Annotated in this window: 11 protein-coding genes; 8 read left to right on the top strand and 3 right to left on the bottom strand. The window is 67.3% G+C overall.

Features of this window, described 5'->3' with window-relative positions; translation table 11 throughout:
• Nucleotides 1-50 precede the first annotated feature (50 nt).
• A complete protein-coding gene (locus tag JNO53_RS09545) occupies nt 51-1424 on the top strand; it encodes a class II 3-deoxy-7-phosphoheptulonate synthase (RefSeq protein WP_203110200.1) in 1374 nt (457 codons plus the stop codon).
• A gap of 40 nt (nt 1425-1464) precedes the next feature.
• Here the strand turns inward: JNO53_RS09545 and JNO53_RS09550 are convergent, their stop codons facing one another.
• On the bottom strand, nt 1465-3033 hold the full coding sequence (locus tag JNO53_RS09550; protein ID WP_203110202.1) for a DUF1570 domain-containing protein: 1569 nt from the start codon (nt 3031-3033) through the stop codon (nt 1465-1467).
• Between the two features lie 293 nt (nt 3034-3326).
• Between JNO53_RS09550 and egtB the strand changes: the two genes are divergently transcribed.
• The 4 genes from egtB to JNO53_RS09570 all read left to right on the top strand — a co-directional run bounded on the left by egtB (nt 3327) and on the right by JNO53_RS09570 (nt 7998).
• Nucleotides 3327-4652, top strand: coding sequence for an ergothioneine biosynthesis protein EgtB (egtB, locus tag JNO53_RS09555; protein ID WP_203110204.1), 1326 nt, complete (start codon nt 3327-3329; stop codon nt 4650-4652).
• A complete protein-coding gene (gene egtD / locus JNO53_RS09560; RefSeq protein WP_203110206.1) occupies nt 4652-5638 on the top strand; it encodes an L-histidine N(alpha)-methyltransferase in 987 nt (328 codons plus the stop codon). The genes egtB and egtD overlap by 1 nt, the downstream gene beginning before the upstream one ends.
• Before the next feature lie 43 nt (nt 5639-5681).
• Complete coding sequence (locus tag JNO53_RS09565; protein ID WP_238401794.1) at nt 5682-6386, top strand: retropepsin-like aspartic protease family protein; 705 nt, start codon at nt 5682-5684, stop codon at nt 6384-6386.
• Nucleotides 6387-6450: 64 nt separating this feature from the next.
• The gene (locus JNO53_RS09570; protein ID WP_238401795.1) at nt 6451-7998 is read left to right on the top strand and encodes an MFS transporter; all 1548 of its coding nucleotides are present in this window, start codon (nt 6451-6453) and stop codon (nt 7996-7998) included.
• Between the two features lie 15 nt (nt 7999-8013).
• On the opposite strand, the gene JNO53_RS09575 is transcribed toward JNO53_RS09570, so the two are convergent.
• Together JNO53_RS09575 and JNO53_RS09580 are read right to left on the bottom strand one after the other, a co-directional pair.
• The gene (locus JNO53_RS09575) at nt 8014-9243 is read right to left on the bottom strand and encodes an MFS transporter (RefSeq protein ID WP_238401796.1); all 1230 of its coding nucleotides are present in this window, start codon (nt 9241-9243) and stop codon (nt 8014-8016) included.
• A 222-nt stretch (nt 9244-9465) separates the two neighbouring features.
• Complete coding sequence (locus JNO53_RS09580; RefSeq protein WP_203110208.1) at nt 9466-10974, bottom strand: tryptophan halogenase family protein; 1509 nt, start codon at nt 10972-10974, stop codon at nt 9466-9468.
• A 162-nt stretch (nt 10975-11136) separates the two neighbouring features.
• Here JNO53_RS09580 and JNO53_RS09585 point away from each other — a divergent pair, with 162 nt between their 5' ends.
• From JNO53_RS09585 to JNO53_RS09595, 3 genes are all read left to right on the top strand, one after another.
• The gene (locus JNO53_RS09585; protein WP_238401797.1) at nt 11137-14406 is read left to right on the top strand and encodes a TonB-dependent receptor; all 3270 of its coding nucleotides are present in this window, start codon (nt 11137-11139) and stop codon (nt 14404-14406) included.
• Nucleotides 14407-14539: 133 nt separating this feature from the next.
• A complete protein-coding gene (locus tag JNO53_RS09590; RefSeq protein ID WP_203110210.1) occupies nt 14540-15589 on the top strand; it encodes a LacI family DNA-binding transcriptional regulator in 1050 nt (349 codons plus the stop codon).
• Nucleotides 15590-15635: 46 nt separating this feature from the next.
• On the top strand, nt 15636-18929 hold the full coding sequence (locus JNO53_RS09595; protein ID WP_238401798.1) for a glycoside hydrolase family 3 N-terminal domain-containing protein: 3294 nt from the start codon (nt 15636-15638) through the stop codon (nt 18927-18929).

Here is an 18929-nt window from a genome sequence, read left to right on the forward strand (position 1 = left end):
CCGCGCATTGGCTTTCAATGCGCGGCTCTGGAAATACGGAAAGATCGGTCGTGGCTCGCAATTGGACCCCGGATAGCTGGAAGACGCAGGAAGCACGGCACCTGCCGCAGTACGGCGACGCGCAGGCGCTCGCCGAGGCGGAAGAGGCACTCCGCAACTTCCCGCCGCTGGTGTTCGCGGGCGAGGCGCGCGCACTCAAGGCCGAGCTTGCCGGAGTCGCGCGGGGCGAGGGCTTCCTGATCCAGGGCGGCGACTGCGCCGAGAGCTTCGCCGAATTCCACCCGAACAACATCCGCGACACCTTTCGCGTGCTGCTGCAGATGGCGGTCGTGCTGACGTTCGCGGGCAAGCTGCCGGTGGTGAAGGTCGGCCGGATGGCGGGCCAGTTCGCCAAGCCGCGCAGCTCGCCCACTGAAACCAAGGACGGCGTCACACTGCCGAGCTACCTCGGCGACAACGTCAACGGCATCGAATTCACGCCCGAAAGCCGCCGCAACGATCCGCAGCGCATGGTGCGCGCCTATTCGCAAGCCGCGGCGACGCTGAACCTGCTGCGCGCCTTCGCCGGGGGCGGTTACGCCAACCTGCGGCAGGTCCACCAGTGGACGCTCGACTTCATGGGCCGCAGCCCCTGGGCGGAGAAGTTCGCCGCGACGGCCGACCGGATCGGCGAAGCGCTCGACTTCATGGAAGCCTGCGGGGTCGATCCGGCCACCGTGCCGCAGCTCCAGGGCACAAGCTTCTACACCAGCCACGAGGCCCTGCTGCTGCCTTACGAGCAGGCGATGACGCGGCAGGATTCGCTGACCGGCGACTGGTACGACACCAGCGCGCACATGGTCTGGATCGGCGACCGCACGCGCTTCCCCGGCAGCGCCCACATCGAATTCGCGCGCGGTATCGGCAACCCGCTCGGCCTCAAGTGCGGGCCGAGCCTGGAGCCGGACGACCTGCTGACGCTGCTCGACACCCTCAACCCCGCGCGTGAGCCGGGGCGGATCACTCTGATCAGCCGCTTCGGGCACGACAAGGTCGAAGCCGGCCTGCCGCGCCTCGTGCGCGCGATTGCGCGCGAAGGGCATCCGGTGGTGTGGAGCTGCGATCCGATGCACGGCAACGTCGTCAAGTCGGACAGCGGCTTCAAGACCCGGCCGTTCGACCGCATCCTGACCGAAGTGAAGGGCTTCTTCGCGGTCCACCGCGCCGAGGGCACTCACGCGGGCGGCATCCACATTGAGATGACCGGACAGGACGTGACCGAATGCACCGGCGGCGCGATCGCGATCACCGACGAGACCCTGGGCGACCGCTACCACACCCACTGCGATCCGCGCCTCAACGCCGCGCAGTCGCTGGAGCTCGCCTTCCTCCTCGCCGACATGATCCGGCTGGAGGCGGGCGGCCGCCAGGCGGACGCAGCCTAGATCCGCGCGCCGAAATGACCGCTGCGCGAGGCACGGCGCGCTAGTCGTGCAGCGTCTCTTCGGTGGGTTCCGCGGGCGTATCGCTCGCGGCCGCCTCCGGTTCGCTCCATAGTTCGCCGCCGAGCAGCGCGGTCCCCTCTTCGACGCCCTCGAGCTTCGCCAGAAGCGCGCGCGCCTGGTCCGCCATGCCGCCGCCGTGCGGATCGGCGGCGACCGGCTGGAGGTTGTAGCGCGCGAGGTCGATCTTGCCTTCGCCCATCTGCATGACCGCCGCATTCAGCGCGAGGTCGCGGTCGAACGGCGCCAGCTCTGCCGCCCGTTCGAGCGCGTGCTTCGCCGTCTCGGTCGGCGTTTCGCCGCGTTCGAGGAAGCTGCGGTAGTAGTAGACCAGCGGTAGCGGATGATCGTTCTCGAGCTTGTTGAGCTTGCTGAACGGCACCATCGCGGCGGTGTAGGCGGCATCCGGATCGTCCGCTTCGCTTGCGATGCGGAACAGCGAGAAACCCTTTTGGACATAGGCGTTCTTGACCGCGGGATCGATGGCGATCGCGCGGTCGGCGGCGGCGATGGCTTCCGCGTCATTGCCCGCATCGTGCTCCGCCTCCGCCAGCATCGCCAGGACCCCGGCATCGTCCGGATAGCGCGCGGCCACCTTGCGAGCGTCGGGCAAGATTTCGAGCGCCTGTTCGCGCGTGACGCCGCGCTGGGAGCGGATGCGCAGGGGCATGGCCTCGTCCATGCCGTCGCTCAGCCGGCGCACCGTGACCGTTCCGATGGGGACCCAATCCGATTTCAGGTTGAACGTGCTGATCCGCCGCTGCCGCAGGTACGAATCGAGTTCGCGCTCCAGCGCGTCGAGATCCCCGAAGACCTGCTCGGCTGCCGCTTTCGGGGCGGTGCCGTCGGCGATCGCTTGCCAGTACTGCGTCAACTGGCCGCTCCGCTCGTCCGAGAAGGTCAGATAGTGATAGAGCGCCCAGGCGCGGCCGTAGAAGGCGTCGTAGCCCTTGCCGCGATTCTGTTCGTAGAGTTCGTGATCGAGAAGCTCCTGAACCGTGACGTCGGCAGCGTAGTAGAGCTCACCGGCGCGGTGGTAGGCGGGGCGACCGATCTGGATCGAGCCGTCCCGCGGGAACCGGCTCGATGCGAAGAATTCCGCCGCGCCCTCGCTCAGCCAGCGCGGCATCGCGTAGCGCGAGCTGCCGATCAGGAAATGATGCGCGTATTCGTGCAGGAGCACGATGAACGAGAAATGCGGCTCGCCATGCGAAATGCGCACGTCCGGCACGAAGGCGCGCGACCCGCCGGCGCGGGGAATATAGAACCCCGCCACATTGCTTGCTTCCTCTCCCGCGAGCCTGCGTACGTCGCGCTCGCTGCCGACGGCAAAGATCGTCAGCCGGTTCGACGGGCTTGGTGGCGGGGTGTCGCGCTTGGTCAGGAACCGCAGCGCCGAATGGTAGCGCTCGAGCATCTCGGCGAATTTCTTCACGTCCTCGGCGCTGTCGTCGGCATAGACGACGAAGTGCTCGGACTGCGCCTCGTGCCAGTGCGCAAGAGCCGGCGAGCTTGCGCCCAGCGCAAGCAGAAATGCGACCAGGTATTTCATTGGCCTCCCCCCATTTTTCCCCGCGGGAACGATAGTGGCAAAGCGCCTGCGGGTGAATACCCTCTCGTTCCCTGCGCGGGCCGGGATCCTGGCCGGCGAATTGCACTTGCCGGGCTGGAATGCGCCGACTGCGCGGATCCGCTGCTTTTTCACGGCGTTATGTCCGGGACGTGCCGGACGATTTCGCACGCCTGCCGCAGACACGGCATCGGCGTTCGCTGTCGACCCGGCCCTTTCTTTCATCAGCCGTTTGCGTCATCATTGCTGCGGACTGGTAGCGACAGGAGAGTTCCGTGCCCCAGCCCGAAGCGGCCCCCCGAGCGGTGGAGGCGCCAAGCCTGGCCGGCGGCTTTCGCCGCACGCGCGCGCTGAGCGAAGCGCTTGCCGCGCCGCTGTCGGACGCCGATGCGACGATCCAGTCGATGGAAGATGCCTCGCCCGCCAAATGGCACCTCGCGCACACGACGTGGTTCTGGGAGACGTTCCTCCTGCGCGACCGCAAGCCGGGCTACGAGCTGTGGCGCGGCGACTGGCCGTTCCTGTTCAATTCCTATTACGAGGCCGAGGGCGAGCGGGTGGCGCGCGGGCGGCGCGGACTGCTTTCGCGGCCCACTCTGGCCGAGGTGCTCGAATGGCGCGCGCATGTCGACGCGGCGATGGAAGACCTGCTCGGGGACCCGAAATGCGCGCCGCTGATCGCGCTCGGTATCGCGCACGAGCAGCAGCATCAGGAACTGCTGCTGACCGACATCAAGCACGCCTTGTTCCACAACCCGCTCGGCCCGGCGATGTGGCAGAACGATAATGGTCCGAGTCCCCGTGAAGGCGGGGACCTCAGGCAGCAAGCGGACGGACAGGCGGCCGGAGGCCCCCGCCTTCGCGGGGGCTCGGGGTCGGACAACTGGCACAGCCATCCCGGCGGGGTCGCGCTGATCGGCCATGGGGGCGACGGATTCGCCTTCGACAACGAAGGCCCGCGGCACCGCGTCCTGCTCGAACCCTTCGCGCTCTCCCGCCACCTCGTCACCAATCGCGAATGGGCGGAATTCGTCGCCGACGGCGGCTACCGCGAGGCGCGGCTGTGGCTCTCCGACGGGTGGGCCTGGGTGAACCGGCATGGCGTGGAGACGCCGCTTTACTGGCGAGAGGGGGAACAGTTTACCCATGCCGGCTGGCAGCCGCGCGACCCGGAGGCGCCGGTCACGCACATTTCCTATTTCGAAGCCGATGCCTTTGCGACCTGGGCCGGCGCGCGCCTGCCGACCGAGTTCGAATGGGAAGCCATCGCCCGCGGTCAGCACGCCGATGCAGCGCCCGCGCACGATCCCGCCGGCGGCAACCAGCTCGATGGCGCCGCCCCGCCGCTCCCCATCGGCAGTGAAGGGCTGTTCGGCGACTGCTGGCAGTTCACCCGCTCGGCCTATCTGCCCTATCCCCGCTTCGCGCCGGCGGCCGGCGCGGTCGGCGAATACAACGGCAAGTTCATGAGCGGCCAGTTCGTGCTGAAAGGCGCGAGCTGCGCCACCGTGCGCGGCCATTCGCGCGCCAGCTACCGCAACTTCTTCTACCCGCACCAGCGCTGGCAGTTCACCGGCCTGCGGCTCGCAAGGGACATTTGATGGCCGCAAACGAGGGGATGACGCTCGTTGATCTCGATGGGGAGGGGGTCGACCGGGCGTTCCGCACCGATGTCCTCGCCGGGTTGCGGCAGCCGCAGAAGGCCGTGCCCGCCCGCTGGCTCTACGACGATGCGGGCTCGCAGTTGTTCGAGGACATCACGCAGCTCGAGGAATACTACCCGACCCGCGCGGAAACCGAGATCCTGAGCACGCGCGGTACGGAGTTCGCAAGGGAGATCGGCCCCGGCCGCGCCGTCGTCGAGTTCGGCAGCGGCAGCTCGGTCAAGACACCGCTGCTGCTGCGGGCGATCGATCCCGCGGCCTACGTTCCGCTCGACATCGCGGGCGATTTCCTGCGGGCCGCGGCGGGCGAACTGTCGGCCAAGTTTCCCGGCCTGCCGGTCTATCCGGTGGAGGCCGACTTCATGCGCGAAGTCGCTTTGCCGGCGGCGGTCGAGGGGATGCCCAAGCTCGGCTTCTTCCCCGGTTCGACGATCGGCAACATGGTTCCGCGCACCGCGGTCGATCTCCTGCGCACCATGCGGGCGACGCTGGGGGCCGGCGCGAAGCTGCTGATCGGCATGGACCTGATCAAGGACCCGGCGGTGCTGGTGGCGGCCTACGACGATGCTGCCGGCGTGACCGCCGAGTTCAATCTCAACCTCGCACGGCGGATCAACCGCGAGCTGGGCGGCACGATCCCGGTCGACGACCTGCGCCACGTCGCGCGCTGGAACGACGACTTCGCGCGGATCGAGATGCATCTCGAGGCGCAGCGCGACATGACGTTCGAGGTCGCCGGCGAAGAGTTCTCGATTGCGAAGGGCGAGACGATCCATACGGAGAACAGCCACAAGTTCTCCCGCCGCAGCGCCAATGCGCTGCTGCTGGCCGGTCAGTGGACCCCGGCATGCCGCTGGACCGACAGTGGAGAGCGCTTCTCGCTGATCCTCGCCGAAGCGACCATCCCGCGCAGCGCGCCCTGATCCCGCGTGGACGCCTGCTTCGGCATTGTCGCGAACGTTCGGCATGGAACCGGGGGCGGCGAGCCACTATATCCCCGACGTGGATCTCGAGGCCCTCTTCAATGCCGTCGCCGGAGTGATCGCGGAAGTCCCGCGGTCCGGCCTCCTGCTGGCGACCGTCGCCGCGCTGCTCGCCGGCTGGGCCGGTTCGATCATGGCGCGGCGGGACGTGCCGCTGGGTCTGTTCATCCGGCGCCTGAGCACGCTCGCGCTCGGCGGTATTCTGGTCATACTCGTGCTCCAGCTCTCGCGTTTCGATCCGCGGATCGAGCTCGCCGTCCCGCAGATCGGCTTGCCCGAGCAGGTCGTGGAAGGCGGCGAGACCCGCATTCCCCTGGCGCCCGACGGCCATTTCTGGCTCCGCGCCGAAGTCAACGGAGAGCCGGTCGCCTTCATGGTGGATACCGGCGCGACGCTGACCGCGGTGTCCACGCAAGTCGCCGAACGCGTGGGGCTCGAGCCCCGCACCGGCGGCATTCCCGTGCGGCTCAACACGGCCAACGGCACGATCTCGGCCGACATCGCCACGATCGACGAACTGCGCTTCGGCAACGTTGCCGCGCGCGGCCTCGACGCGGTGATCGCCCCGAATCTCGGCGAGACCAGCGTGATCGGCATGAATCTCCTCTCGCGCCTCCAGTCGTGGCGCGTTGAGGACAACACGCTGATCCTCGTCCCCCATTACCCTCAGGAGCCGGCGGACTGGTAACCTGGCTGCCTGGCCTATCCGCGCGCCATTGATGCCCGGCGCAAAGCGGCTTAGGCGCGCAGTTATGGACGAGGTGGGGGGACGGCCGGGTTCGGTCATCGGTGAGCGCGGGGCCTGGTTCTGGGCCGGATGCGCTGCGATCAGCGCGGGGGTGCTGCTCCACCTGCCGATGCTGGCGCATGCTCACGCCATGGGCAACCGTCTGGCGGGCATGCCGATGGACCCGTGGATGTACCTCGGCATGGCGCTGATCGCGATCGGCGCTCCGCTCGCCTGTTACGGCGCGCTGCCCCGGCGGAAGCCGCGGCATTCAAACGACGCCGGGACCAGCTACGAGGCGCCGGATTCCACGCCGCTCAACCGGTGGCACGCCGGCGTGCTGATCGTCCTCACGCTCGGGCTGGTGATCGATGTCATGAAGCCGGCGACGCTCGGCTTCGTGCTGCCGGGGATGATCGGCGAATACAGGATCAGCCCTTCGATCGCAGCATTGCTGCCCCTGATCGCGCTGATCGGGACGACCGTGGGCTCCTTCATCTGGGGCTGGCTTGCCGACGTCTATGGCCGGCGGGTCTCGATCCTGCTGTCCACCATCCTGTTCGTCTCGACGTCGATCTGCGGCGCCATGCCGGCGTTCGAGTGGAATCTCGTCATGTGCTTCCTGATGGGCGTGTCCGCCGGCGGCATGTTGCCCGTAGTCTATGCGCTGCTCGCGGAAGTCATGCCGCCCCGGCACAGGAGCTGGGTTCTGGTCCTGGTGGGCGGGACCGGCCTCGTCGGAGGCTACCTCGCCGCGAGCGCCGCGGCCCATCTCTTCGAGCCCGTGTTCGGCTGGCGGGCGCTCTGGCTTCAGGGATTTCCGACCGGGATCCTGCTGCTGGCGCTGGCCCGCCTCATCCCGGAATCGCCGCGGTTCCTGGCCGAGCAGGGGCGTCACGCCGAGCTGGCGCGGATGCAGCAGAAATACGGGATCGTGCCGCGCGATCGTGCACCGCCGCCCCCGGACGCACCGGTCGCGCATCAGCGGCATGGCCGCCTGACGCTCGCGCTTGCGATCGCAGCGCTGTCGTGGAGCTTCGTCAACTTCGGCCTGCTGCTGTGGCTTCCGAGCGACCTGCAGGCGCGCGGCTACTCGGCCGAACTGGCGAGCGGGACGATCGCGAGCTCGGCCCTGGTCGCTCTGCCGACGGTGATGCTGGCCGCCTGGCTCTACAGCCGCTGGAGCAGCAAGTGGACGCTGGTGGGGACGATCGCGCTCACGCTGATCGGCCTAGTCGGCGCGCTGCTTCCGCCGGAGCTGCTCTCGTGGGAGCCGCTGCTGCTGGTGGTGATCGCCATGCTGATCATGGGCACGAACGGGATGATCGCGGTGCTCCTGCCCTATACCGCCGAGAACTATCCGCTCGGCACGCGGGGGCGGGCAACCGGGCTGGTGGCGGCCAGCAGCAAGTTCGGCGGCGTCGCCGTTCAGGTCTTCGCCCTGGTCGGCCTGATCCCGACTCTAGGTGGGGCGGCGTTGGGGTTGCTCGTTCCGATGGCCGCCTCGGGCGGGCTCGTCGCCTGGGCCGGGCGCGAGACGCGCGGCCGCAGCCTGCGCGATCTGGAGGCCTAGACACTCGGCTGTGCGCTAGGTCCGGCGCGCTATGCTCAGCAGCAGAATGCACGCCAGCAGCGCCAGACCGGAGAGTAGCAGGAAGAGCGCGGCAAAACCGAAGGCAGGCACCAATGCCAGCGCGAACCACGGCATGATGAGCGACGGGACGGTATTGGTCAGGTTGAACAGTCCGAGATCCCGCCCCCGCGTCTGAGGCTTGGTCAGGACGCGCAGGGTCTGGCTGGAATGGAGCGCGAGGAACACGGTGCTGGCGAGGCCGAAGACCACGTAGCCGGCGATCGCCAGGGCCAATGAAGGGGCGAGCGCCATGACCAGCAGTCCGACCGCCACTATACCGGCGCCCGCGGCCAACGGGGCGATCGGCCGGTCGGCCTTGTCGGACCAGCGGCCGGTCAGCAGCGCCAGGGGCACCCCGACGCCGAGGACGATGAAAAGCAGCGTGGCGGTGTCGTTGTCGCTGTAGCCGGGCTCGATACTGCGGAACCAGAGCAGCAGGTAGGCGAACAGCATGGCCTCCGCGATCTGGACCAGCAGGCGCGCCAGCCACATCCGCGCGACCGCCGTTCCGCCTGCGGCAGCCTTGCTCTCATCGGCTTCCGCAGGCTCCCGCCGCGCCATGAGCTGCGGCATGGGGCGGGGCGCACCGAAGAGGAGGGCGGGCAGGACAAGACCGATGACCATCGCCGCGACGAGGCCGAGCCTCTCGTCAGGTGAGGCCATCGCCGGCAAAGTGACGAGCGCACCCGACAGCGCGCCGAGCGCCGGTGCGAAGGAAAGGAGGCCGCCCAGCAGGCCTTTCTGGCCGTCGGGCACGAGGTCCCCCGCCCATGCCGCGAGCGGCGCCAGCATCATGTTGAGGCAGATCTGCCAGAGCACGATCACCGCGATCAGCACCGGCACGCTGGTCGCCGTCCTCACCGATAACAGCAGCAGGCACGAGAGGACGAGCCCCGCGACGATCCACGGACGGCGATCGCCGGTCCGGTCGCTGAGCCAGCCGAAGGCGATGTTCGCCAGGCTCGCCGCGGTCGCCCCGGCGAAGGCGGCGTAGGCGAGCACCGAAACGGCATCGTCGCCGGCAAGCGTCGACACCCTGACCGGAAGAAGGATCGTGAGAAAGGGAACGTAGGCGACCGCGCCGCCCGCGGCGGCAAGCGCATAGAGGTAGAGGAAGCGGGAGGACTGCCGCAGGGGCGGCGCGGCATCTTGCGGTTCGTCCGCCGCAAGGGATGGCGCGGTCAACGACATGCTGTCCGTGCGTCCGGAGGTCATCGAGCGGCGATTTTCCGGCCTGTCAGGCCCGCTCTACTGCGATCGACGGACTGCGGGCGTTTCGGATCATGACGGCGCTCTCCCATGTGCGAGATCGCAGGCCCGCGATTCGGGTTCCGTTTTGCGACGTCGCAGTTCCCGTTCGAAACCCTTTTCCCTCCGCGGTCAACGCCGCTGTGGGGAGAGGCGGCATCATGCGCCCGGGGCGGGACAGTAGCTTTTCAGATAGTCGCCGTGCGCTGGCATGACGCCGGCGAGGTAGCGAATCGATTTCTCGATCCCGTCGATCTCGCTGCTCAACCGGTCCATCGGCAACGCATCGGCCATCACGTTGCGCCCGCCCATGGCAATGCGCTGCCCCATCATGACCGCGGCCCAGCTCGTTTCGTTGAACAGCTCGTCTTCTTCGCGGAAGACCTGGCCGTTCTTGCGGAAGAGCGCGATCTTTTCGGTCAGCGTGTCGGGCACGGCCATCGTCCGGCAGTGGTTCCAGAACTCGGAATCGTCGCGCTCGGTCGCGTGGTAGTGCAGGATCAGGAAATCGCGGACCCGCGCATATTCGACGCCGGTCAGCCGGTTGTACGCATCCTCCTGCACTTGCGACACGCCGTCGAACGACAGCACTGCCACGAGCCTGCTGATGCCCGTCTGGATAAGATGGATCGAGGTGGATTCGAGCGGCTCCATGAATCCCGCGGCGAGGCCCAGTGCGACGACGTTGCGGTTCCAGAACTTCTTCCGTCGCCCGCTCACGAAGCGCAGGAAGTTCGGGTCCGCGGTCGGCTTGCCGACCATGTTAGCGACGAGGATGCCGTGCGCCTCGTCGTCGGCCATGAACTCGCTGCAATAGACATGGCCGTTGCCGTTGCGGTGCTGCAGCGGAACCTGCCATTGCCACCCGGCGGAGTGCGCAGTCGCCTTGGTGAAGGGCGGCGGGCCGCTGCCGTCGTCGCGGTTGCAGGGCAGGGCCACCGCGCGGTCGCACGGAAGCCAGTGCCGCCAGTCCTCGTAGCCTGTCCCGAGGGCCTGTTCGATCAGCAGGCCGCGAAAGCCTGAGCAGTCGACGAACAGGTCGCCGGAAATCTCGCTGCCGTCCTCCAGCTTGAGCGCGGTGACGAAGCCGCTCTCGCCGTCCAGCATGACGTCGGCGACCTTGCCTTCGTGCCGTACGACCCCGCGCGCCTCGGCATAGCGGCGAAGGAGGGCCGCATAGCGGCCGGCATCGATGTGGTAAGCGTAGTTGATTGGCGGCAGATCCTCGCGCGCATAGTCTTCGGTGCGCGCGAACTTGCCGAAGTAGGCGGCCATGGTCTCGAGGTTGAACACCTGTATCGGCCGCCGGTCGCCGTTCTGGTGCAGGCGGTGCCAGATGTGGTGGAAGGAAACGCCGTCGATCTCGTAGCCGTATCCGCCGAAGGGGTGGATGTAGCGGTCGCCCACCTGGCCCCAGTTGGAGAGCTGGATTCCGATCTTGAAGGTGCCTTGCGTGGCGGCGAGCAGCTCCGCTTCGTCGATCTCGAGCAACTGGTTGAAATTGACGAAGGGAGGGATGGTCGATTCGCCGACGCCGACGGTGCCGATCTGTTCGGATTCGACCAGCTTGATCTCGATGTCGCGCCCGGCCTTCAGCCGCGAGAGCGTGGCCGCCGCCATCCACCCCGCGGTCCCGCCGCCGACGATCACGATCGACTCGATTGCCATGCCCAAAATCCCCCTCGTCCTTTTTGTCTTGGCAGCCAGCGTAACTCCGATCGGCAAAATTGTGAACGTTCATTTTTTTCTTGAGAACGATCACAACGGCGCGTAGACGACGATTCGTGAAAGAGCGGGGCCACCCCGCCGCTACGTATAGGGGAGGTTATCTTGTCGGGCTTCAGCCAGCATTCCGCAAATCCTGTCGACGTTCGCCGACTGGCCCTCGGGACGGTCTCCGGCCTCGCGCTGTGTCTCGGCCTGGGCGCGCCCGCGCTGGCGCAGGAGAACGGCGAAAGCCCCGCCGAGGAAACGCCCGGCGGGACGCCGCAGGCGGTGGACGATGCGGAGAACGTGATCGTCGTCTCGGGCTTCCGGGCCTCGCTCGAATCGGCACAGAACATCAAGCGCGAGGCGGACACGTTCGTGGACGTGATCACGGCGGAGGACATCGGCGCGCTGGCCGACCGTTCCGTCGCCGAGGCGCTGCAGCGTGTCCCAGGTGTCAACATCTCGCGCTTCGAGCAGCGCGACGACCCCGATCGCTTCTCGGTCGAGGGCTCGGGCGTCATCATTCGCGGCCTGCCTTACGTGCGCTCGGAGCTGAACGGACGGGACATCTTCTCGGCCAACGGCGGGCGGGCGCTGAGCTTCAACGATATTTCACCGGAGCTGCTCGGCCGGGTCGAGGTGTTCAAGAACCTGACCGCCGACATGATCGAGGGCGGGATCGCCGGGACGGTCAATCTCGTCACCCGCAAGCCGCTCGACAACCCGGGCTTCAAGCTCGCGGGCACGGTCGAGGCGAACTACGGCGACCTGGCCGAAGAGTGGTCGCCGGGCTTTTCCGTGCTGGCGTCGAACACATTCGATACCGGCATCGGCAGGTTCGGCATCCAGTTCGGCTATGCGCAGCAGGAACTCGTCACGCGCACCGATGCCTCGCAGGTGACCGATCCCTGCTACCGCGCCGAATCGCTCGAAGCGGGTTGCCTTCGCGTTCGTCCCGTCGGCTCCGGCGGCTATTCGGGCGGCGAGGCTTTCGACGAGAGCAACTTCCCGCCGGCCGGCAGCGTCATCGTTCCCAAGGGTGCCGGCGTGCGCACCACCGACCTGACGCGCGACCGGCGCGCCTATTCCGGCGTCGCGCAGTGGGAAAGCAACGACAGCCGCGCGCGGGTCACGCTCGAATACCTGCGGGCCGAGACCGAGGCGACGCTCAACGAGTTCGCGGTGCTGGCGCAGGTCAATGACGACGCGTTGTTTCCGATCGTCGCGGATGGCACGACGCCGACCTTCGCGAACGGGATGGTCCAGACCATCACGCTGACGCAGGTTTCGCCGAACCAGGTGGACGGCATCCCGACCGAGATGCTGCGGTTCCAGCGCGAAGACGATGCCATGACCGAGGATTTCTCGATCGACATCGATCTCGAGCCGACCGACCGCCTGTCGTTCAACTTCGAGGTGCAGCACATCCGCTCGGACCGGAACGAGAATGGATTCATCGCCGCGCTGCAGACCTTCACCGACATCTACCTCGACAATTCGGGCGAAACGCCGATCGTCCAGTTCCTGAAGCCGCAAACCGGCGAATCGCCGGCGGGCTACTTCACCGATCCGGATCTGCTCTATTACTGGTTCAACATCGACAACCAGGTCCGCAACGAGGGCGATCTCACCAGTATGCGGCTGGATTCGGATTACGAGATCGGCGAGGGCTTCTTCAAGCGTGCGAGCTTCGGCGCGCGCTGGGCCAGCCGCAACCGCATCACGCGCAGCGGCAACTTTTCCAACTGGAGCAACTTGGGGGCGGCTTGGACCGGCCGCAACGGATGCTGGACATCGGCCGACCCGACCAACCCCGAAGGTTGCCTGTATCCGCCCGGAGCGTTCGGCCCCGGCGGCGCGTACGTCACCGACTTCCCCGATTTCGCAAACGTCTACGACCCGTTCGGCGACGGTTTCCAGCGCGGCAACGCCCCGACCCCGATCGGCGACGGATCGGCGTTCTTCTTCGGGGGGGACAACCTGGTCGAGGAATATCTCAGCGGCCTGACCGAAGAACAGATCGCCGCGATCCACGCGTTCACGCTGACGCCGGAAGGCCGGCCGCTGATGTACAACCGCGCCGGTCTCGTCGCGGGCACGCCGTACCTGCCGAGCGAGATTTCCAACGTCGACGAGGATTCCTTCGCCGCATACTTCCGCGTTGATTTCGGCATGGACGACGTGTTCGGAAAGGGTTGGATACTGGATGGCAACTTCGGTCTTCGCTATGTTCAAACGAAAGTGCGCACGGTCGGCTCGATCGGCTATCCGACGCCCTTGATCTTCGACGATGGCGATCCAGAAAACGCGGCCAGCCCTGGCGATGGTGATGGCGTCGTGGAAGTGAGCGATATCCTCGCAGCCTGTGCCAATGTCCAGCCGGGTCAGCAGCAGGGCGGCTACTGCAGCTTGTCCGATGCGCGCCTGGCCGAATTCGCGTCGATCTACACCGGCGAGGTCATCAGCGACAACACCGATCTATCGTACGAACACTGGCTACCGAGCTTCAATGTGAAGCTCGACGTCGGCGGCGGCTTGCTCTTCCGCGGTGCGATCTCGAAGGGGCTTTCGCGTCCCGATCTCGCGGCCTACCGCAGCGGCGGTGTGATCGGCGACAACACGGGCAACCTGCGCGCCCAGGGCACGCTGGAGACGGGTCCGCTGTTCCAGATATCCACCGGCAACCGGTTCCTGATGCCGATCGAATCGTGGAACTACGATCTCTCCGCCGAATGGTATTTCGACGACGTGGGCTCGCTGACGCTGTCGCTGTTCATGAAGGACATCAACAACGTCGTTAACCAGGGTGCCGCGGTCAGGACTTTCACCAGCCCGAGCGGGGCGACGACCGAAGTCCTGGTCAACGGCCCCTACAACGCCGACGAGGGGAGGCTGAAGGGCTTCGAAGTCGCCTATCAGCAGAGTTACGACTTCCTGCCTGGCTTACTAGGCGGGCTGGGGTCCCAGCTCACCTACACCTATGTCGACGCCAGCGCCTTCGACAATCCCACGCTGGGGGCCGAGCAGAGTCCGTTCGCGCAGGGGCAGCCCCTGGCTGGCGTCTCCAAGCATACGGTCAACGCCGTCGTCTTCTACGAGCGAGGGCCGGTGTCGGCGCGCGCGGCCTATAACTGGCGGTCGGAATTCCTGCAGACCCCGCGCGACGTCATCTTCCCGTTCTCGCCGATCTACGGCGAGGCGACAGGGCAGCTCGATGCCTCGATCTTCTTTGCGCTCACCGACCGCATCAAGCTCGGCGTGCAGGGCGTGAACCTGCTCGACGAGGTGACGCGAACCTCGCAGGTGATCGACTTCGACGGCACGCGCGTCACGCGATCGGCTTTCCGGAACGACCGGCGCTTCACATTCGTCGCGAGGTTCGACTTCTGACCATGCGATCGGATCGGCGGCACGGGGCCGGGTGTCATCTGATGAGACCCGGCCCTTCCGGCGATGCGTATCGCTGTTATTCGGGGGCGAGCCCGTTTGCCCTGACCCGTTATTTGGATAGATCGGACCAGACATGAGCCGCCGCCAGGCCGTGACCATCAAGCACGTCGCCGCCGATGCGGGGGTATCCCTGCAAACCGTCAGCCGTGTGCTCAACGACGGCCCAAACGTCCGCCCTGCGATGCGCGAGCGGGTGCAGGCGTCGATCGACAAGCTCGGCTATGTCCCCTCGATCGCCGCACGCCGGATGAGCGGCAAGCGTTCCTACCTGATCCTCGCCATCAACGACCGCGAGCGGACGATCGCCGACTGGCGCAGCCGCGAGGGCGGCGACTGGGTAGACCAGATGTTGCTGGGCGGAATGCTGAAATGCGCCGAGCTGGGTTATCGTCTGATCTTCGAGCTCGTCGATACGCACAACGATCACGTCGAGCGCGAGCTGGCCGCCACGCTGGCGTCGCTGCGCCCCGACGGTGTCGTGCTGACCCCGCCGCACTCTGACAATCCGCTGATCGTCAAGCTGCTGAACGAGCACAACATTCCCTTTGCGCGGATCGGCTCGAAAGCGCCAGGCGCCGGCATCCCCTTGACGATGGACGACGAGGGTTCAGCGCGCGTGGCGACCGAGCACCTGATCGCGCTCGGACACCGCGCGATCGGCTTCATCGCGGGCTCGGCAGAGTATTCGCTGAGCGAGTGGCGTATCGCGGGCTGGCGCGAGGCGATGGAGGCCGCCGGACTGGTGACCGAGGGGCTGCTCGCCCGCGGCGACTTCACTTATGATTCAGGCCTCGCTGCCGCGAACACGCTGCTGACGCGGGGCGAACGGCCCACCGCCATCGTGGCGAGCAGCGATCAGATGACGCTCGCCTCGCTCGAGGCGGCGAGCAAGGCCGGCTTGAGCGTGCCGCGCGACCTGTCGCTCGTCAGCTTCGACAACACGCCGATCGTCCGCTTCTCGCGGCCGGCGCTGACCGCCGTGGACCAGCCGATCGCCGCGACGGTGGCGCGTGCCGTGGAACTGCTGATCGAAGCGGTGAAAACAGGCGAGCGGCCGGATGATGTCGTGACCGTATCGGGCGCGCTGATCGAACGGAGTTCGACTGCTCCGCCGCCGGTCTGACGCACGCCAACTTCGAGAAAATCATTCGCATCGGGAGAGGATCGGGATGAACTGGCGCATCGGAATGGCGACATTGGGCTTGCTGGTCACGGCCTGTGCGGGCGCCATGGCGCAGGACGCAGCGTCGGCCCCGGCGTCGCAGGCCCAGGCCGATCCGCGGCTGTGGCCGGCCGCTTCCTCGCCCGATGCACTGACCGATCCTGCAACCGAGAAGCGGATCGAAGGCTTGCTCGCGCGGATGACGCTGGAGCAGAAAGTCGGCCAGCTCATCCAGGCGGACATCAGCGCGATCCAGCCGGCCGATCTGGCCGAGTATCCGATCGGCTCGATCCTCGCGGGCGGCAACAGCGGGCCCTACGGCGACGAACGCGCGAGCGCCGCGGACTGGAACCGGCTCGTGCGCGAGTTCCGCACCGCTTCGCTCGCCAATGCGGATAACGGGGTCGCGATCCCGATCATCTTCGGGGTCGACGCGGTTCACGGCCATAACAACATTCCCGGCGCGACCGTCTTTCCGCACAATATCGGGCTCGGCGCGGCGCTCGATGCCGACCTGATCCGCCGCATCGGCGTGGCGACCGCGCGCGAGATCGCGACGAGCGGGATCGAATGGACCTTCGCCCCGACGCTGGCGGTTCCGCAGGACCCCCGCTGGGGGCGGACCTACGAGGGTTACTCTTCCGATCCGGCACTGGTTGCGGCCTATGCCGGGGCGATGGTGCAGGGATTGCAGGGCGAGTTGAAGGCAGGCGCCCCACTTGCCGACGATCGGGTCGCCGCTACCGCAAAGCATTACTTCGCAGATGGCGGCACCGACAACGGGATCGACCAGGGCGACGCGACGATTTCCGAAGAGGAACTCGTGCGGCTTCACGCCCCCGGCTACCCGGTGGCGATCGAAGCCGGCGTGCTGACGGTCATGGCCAGCTTCTCGAGCTGGAACGGCGTCAAGCATCACGGCAATCACAGCTTGCTGACCGACGTGCTGAAGGAGCGCATGGGCTTCGACGGCTTCGTGGTCGGCGACTGGAACGGTCACGGGCAGGTTGCCGGCTGCACGGTCACTTCGTGTGCCGCGGCTATCAACGCGGGGCTCGACATGTTCATGGCGCCCGATAGCTGGAAAGCGCTTTACACTAGTACGCTCGCCCAGGCGCGCGACGGCACGATCCCGATGGCGCGCATAGACGATGCGGTGCGCCGCATCCTGCGGGTCAAGGCGAAGCTGGACCTGCTCGATGACCCGCTGCGCGAGCGGGCGGACTATTCGGCGATCGGCTCGGCCGACCATCTCGCCCTGGCGCGGGAGGCGGTCGCCAAGTCGCTCGTCCTGCTCAAGAACAACGGCTCGGTCCTGCCGATCAGCCCCGGCGCGAAGGTGCTGGTGGCGGGTCCCGGCGCCGACGACATGGCGATGCAGAACGGGGGCTGGACCATCAGTTGGCAGGGCACGGACGTGACCAAGGCCGACTTCCCTAACGGCCAGACGATCTGGCAGGCGCTGTCGAGCGCGATAGACGATGCCGGTGGCACGGCCACGCTGTCCGCAGACGGATCGTTCGAGAGCCGCCCCGATGTCGCCGTGGTCGTGTTCGGGGAGACTCCCTATGCCGAGATGCAGGGCGACGTTCCCACGCTCGACTACCAGCCCGTCGGGGCCGAAGACCTCGCGCTGCTCCGGCGCCTGAAGGGGCAGGGCATTCCCGTGGTCTCGGTATTCCTCTCGGGCCGCCCGATGTTCACCAGCCCGGAGATCAACGCGTCCGATGCCTTCGTCGCGGCCTGGCTGCCGGGCACGCAGGCGAACGGCATTGCCGACGTTCTCGTGGCGCGCCGCTCGGGCGAGCCGGTGCGGGACTTCACCGGCACGCTGCCGTTTGCCTGGCCCGCCGATGCGCGTTCTCCGGTCACGGAGCCGCTGTTCGAGCGCGGCTACGGCCTGACTTATGCGTCGGCGCAAACCGTTCCGGCGCTGCCCGAAGACCTCGGCATCGATCTGGCGGAGGCGCTCAATCTGGAGACCTTCTTCGCCGACGGCCGCGCGCAGGACCCCTGGGTGCTGGCGGTGGCCGATGCGGGCGGCAAGCGCCCGGTCGGGCCGGCCGCGGCAGCCAGCCCGGGCGGCGCCGTCGCCGTTCGCGCGGTCGACGTGACCGCGCAAGAAGACGGCAAGGCCTTCACCTGGAGCGGTGCGGGCCAGGTCCTGATCGAAGGGCCGCCGGCCAATCTCTCGGCGCAGCATGAGGTGGGCGACGTCCTGCGGATCGAGCTGCGGGTGGACGACCCGGGCAGCGGCGATGCGCGGCTGGCGATGCACGGTCAGTCGGTCCCGCTGGCCTCCTGGCTCGAGACGGCGCCGCGCGGCGAGGTATCCACGCTGCGCGTACCGCTGCGCTGCCTGTTCGCGGAGGGCGAGGCGCTGGAGGCGGTCGGCAACGTCGTCCGGATCGACGGCGATCGCGGCCTGGCGCTGACGCTGCTCGAAGCGCGACTGGAAGAGGGGAAGGGCGATGCCGACTGCACGCGCTGGTCGGGCGCGGAAGCGCAGGATCGGGGCGCGCTGATCTTCTCGGACGATTTCAACTCCGGATCGCTCGACCGCAGCAAGTGGAACGTCGTCGGCCCCGAATTCTGGGTGAACAACGAGCAGCAGGTCTATGTCGACTCGCCGGAGACGATCCGTTTCCTCCCCGCGGGCGCGGTGCCCGGCGCGGAAGACGGCGTGCTCGTGCTGCAGCCCCGCTTCAGCGAAGGCTTCGAGACGCCGAGCGGGCGCGTGGCGGACTTCGTCTCGGGCCGCATCAATACCCGCGGCAAGTTCGACTTCACCCACGGCCGCGCGGCCGCCCGCATCCGGATGCCCGACGCGACCGGGGTGTGGCCGGCGTTCTGGCTCCTCGGCAACGGCAACTGGCCGGACAGCGGCGAAATAGACATCCTCGAATACGTGGGCGAGAAGGACTGGGTCGGCGTCGCGCTGCACGGCCCCGGCTACTCGGGCGAGACCCCGCTGGTGAACAAGTACTTCTTCGAAGATGGTGCGGACGTCACCCAGTGGCACGTCTACGCGGTCGAATGGTCCGACAGCGAGATCGTGTTCACCGTCGACGACCGCACCATCTACCGTGCCACCCGGCCGATGGTGGAGCACTATGGCAAATGGGTCTTCGATACGCCCAAGTTCGTGATCCTCAACTTCGCGCTCGGCGGCGCCTACCCGTTCAAGACCAACGGGATCGACGAACCGTACAACGGCCTGCCGGCCGAGACGGTCGAGCGGATCAAGGCGGGTGAGATCACGATGGAGGTGGACTGGGTCCGCGTACACGCGGGCGAGTGA

The sequence above is a fragment of the Altererythrobacter sp. C41 genome (genome assembly GCF_016803135.1).
Classification (GTDB): domain Bacteria; phylum Pseudomonadota; class Alphaproteobacteria; order Sphingomonadales; family Sphingomonadaceae; genus Pelagerythrobacter.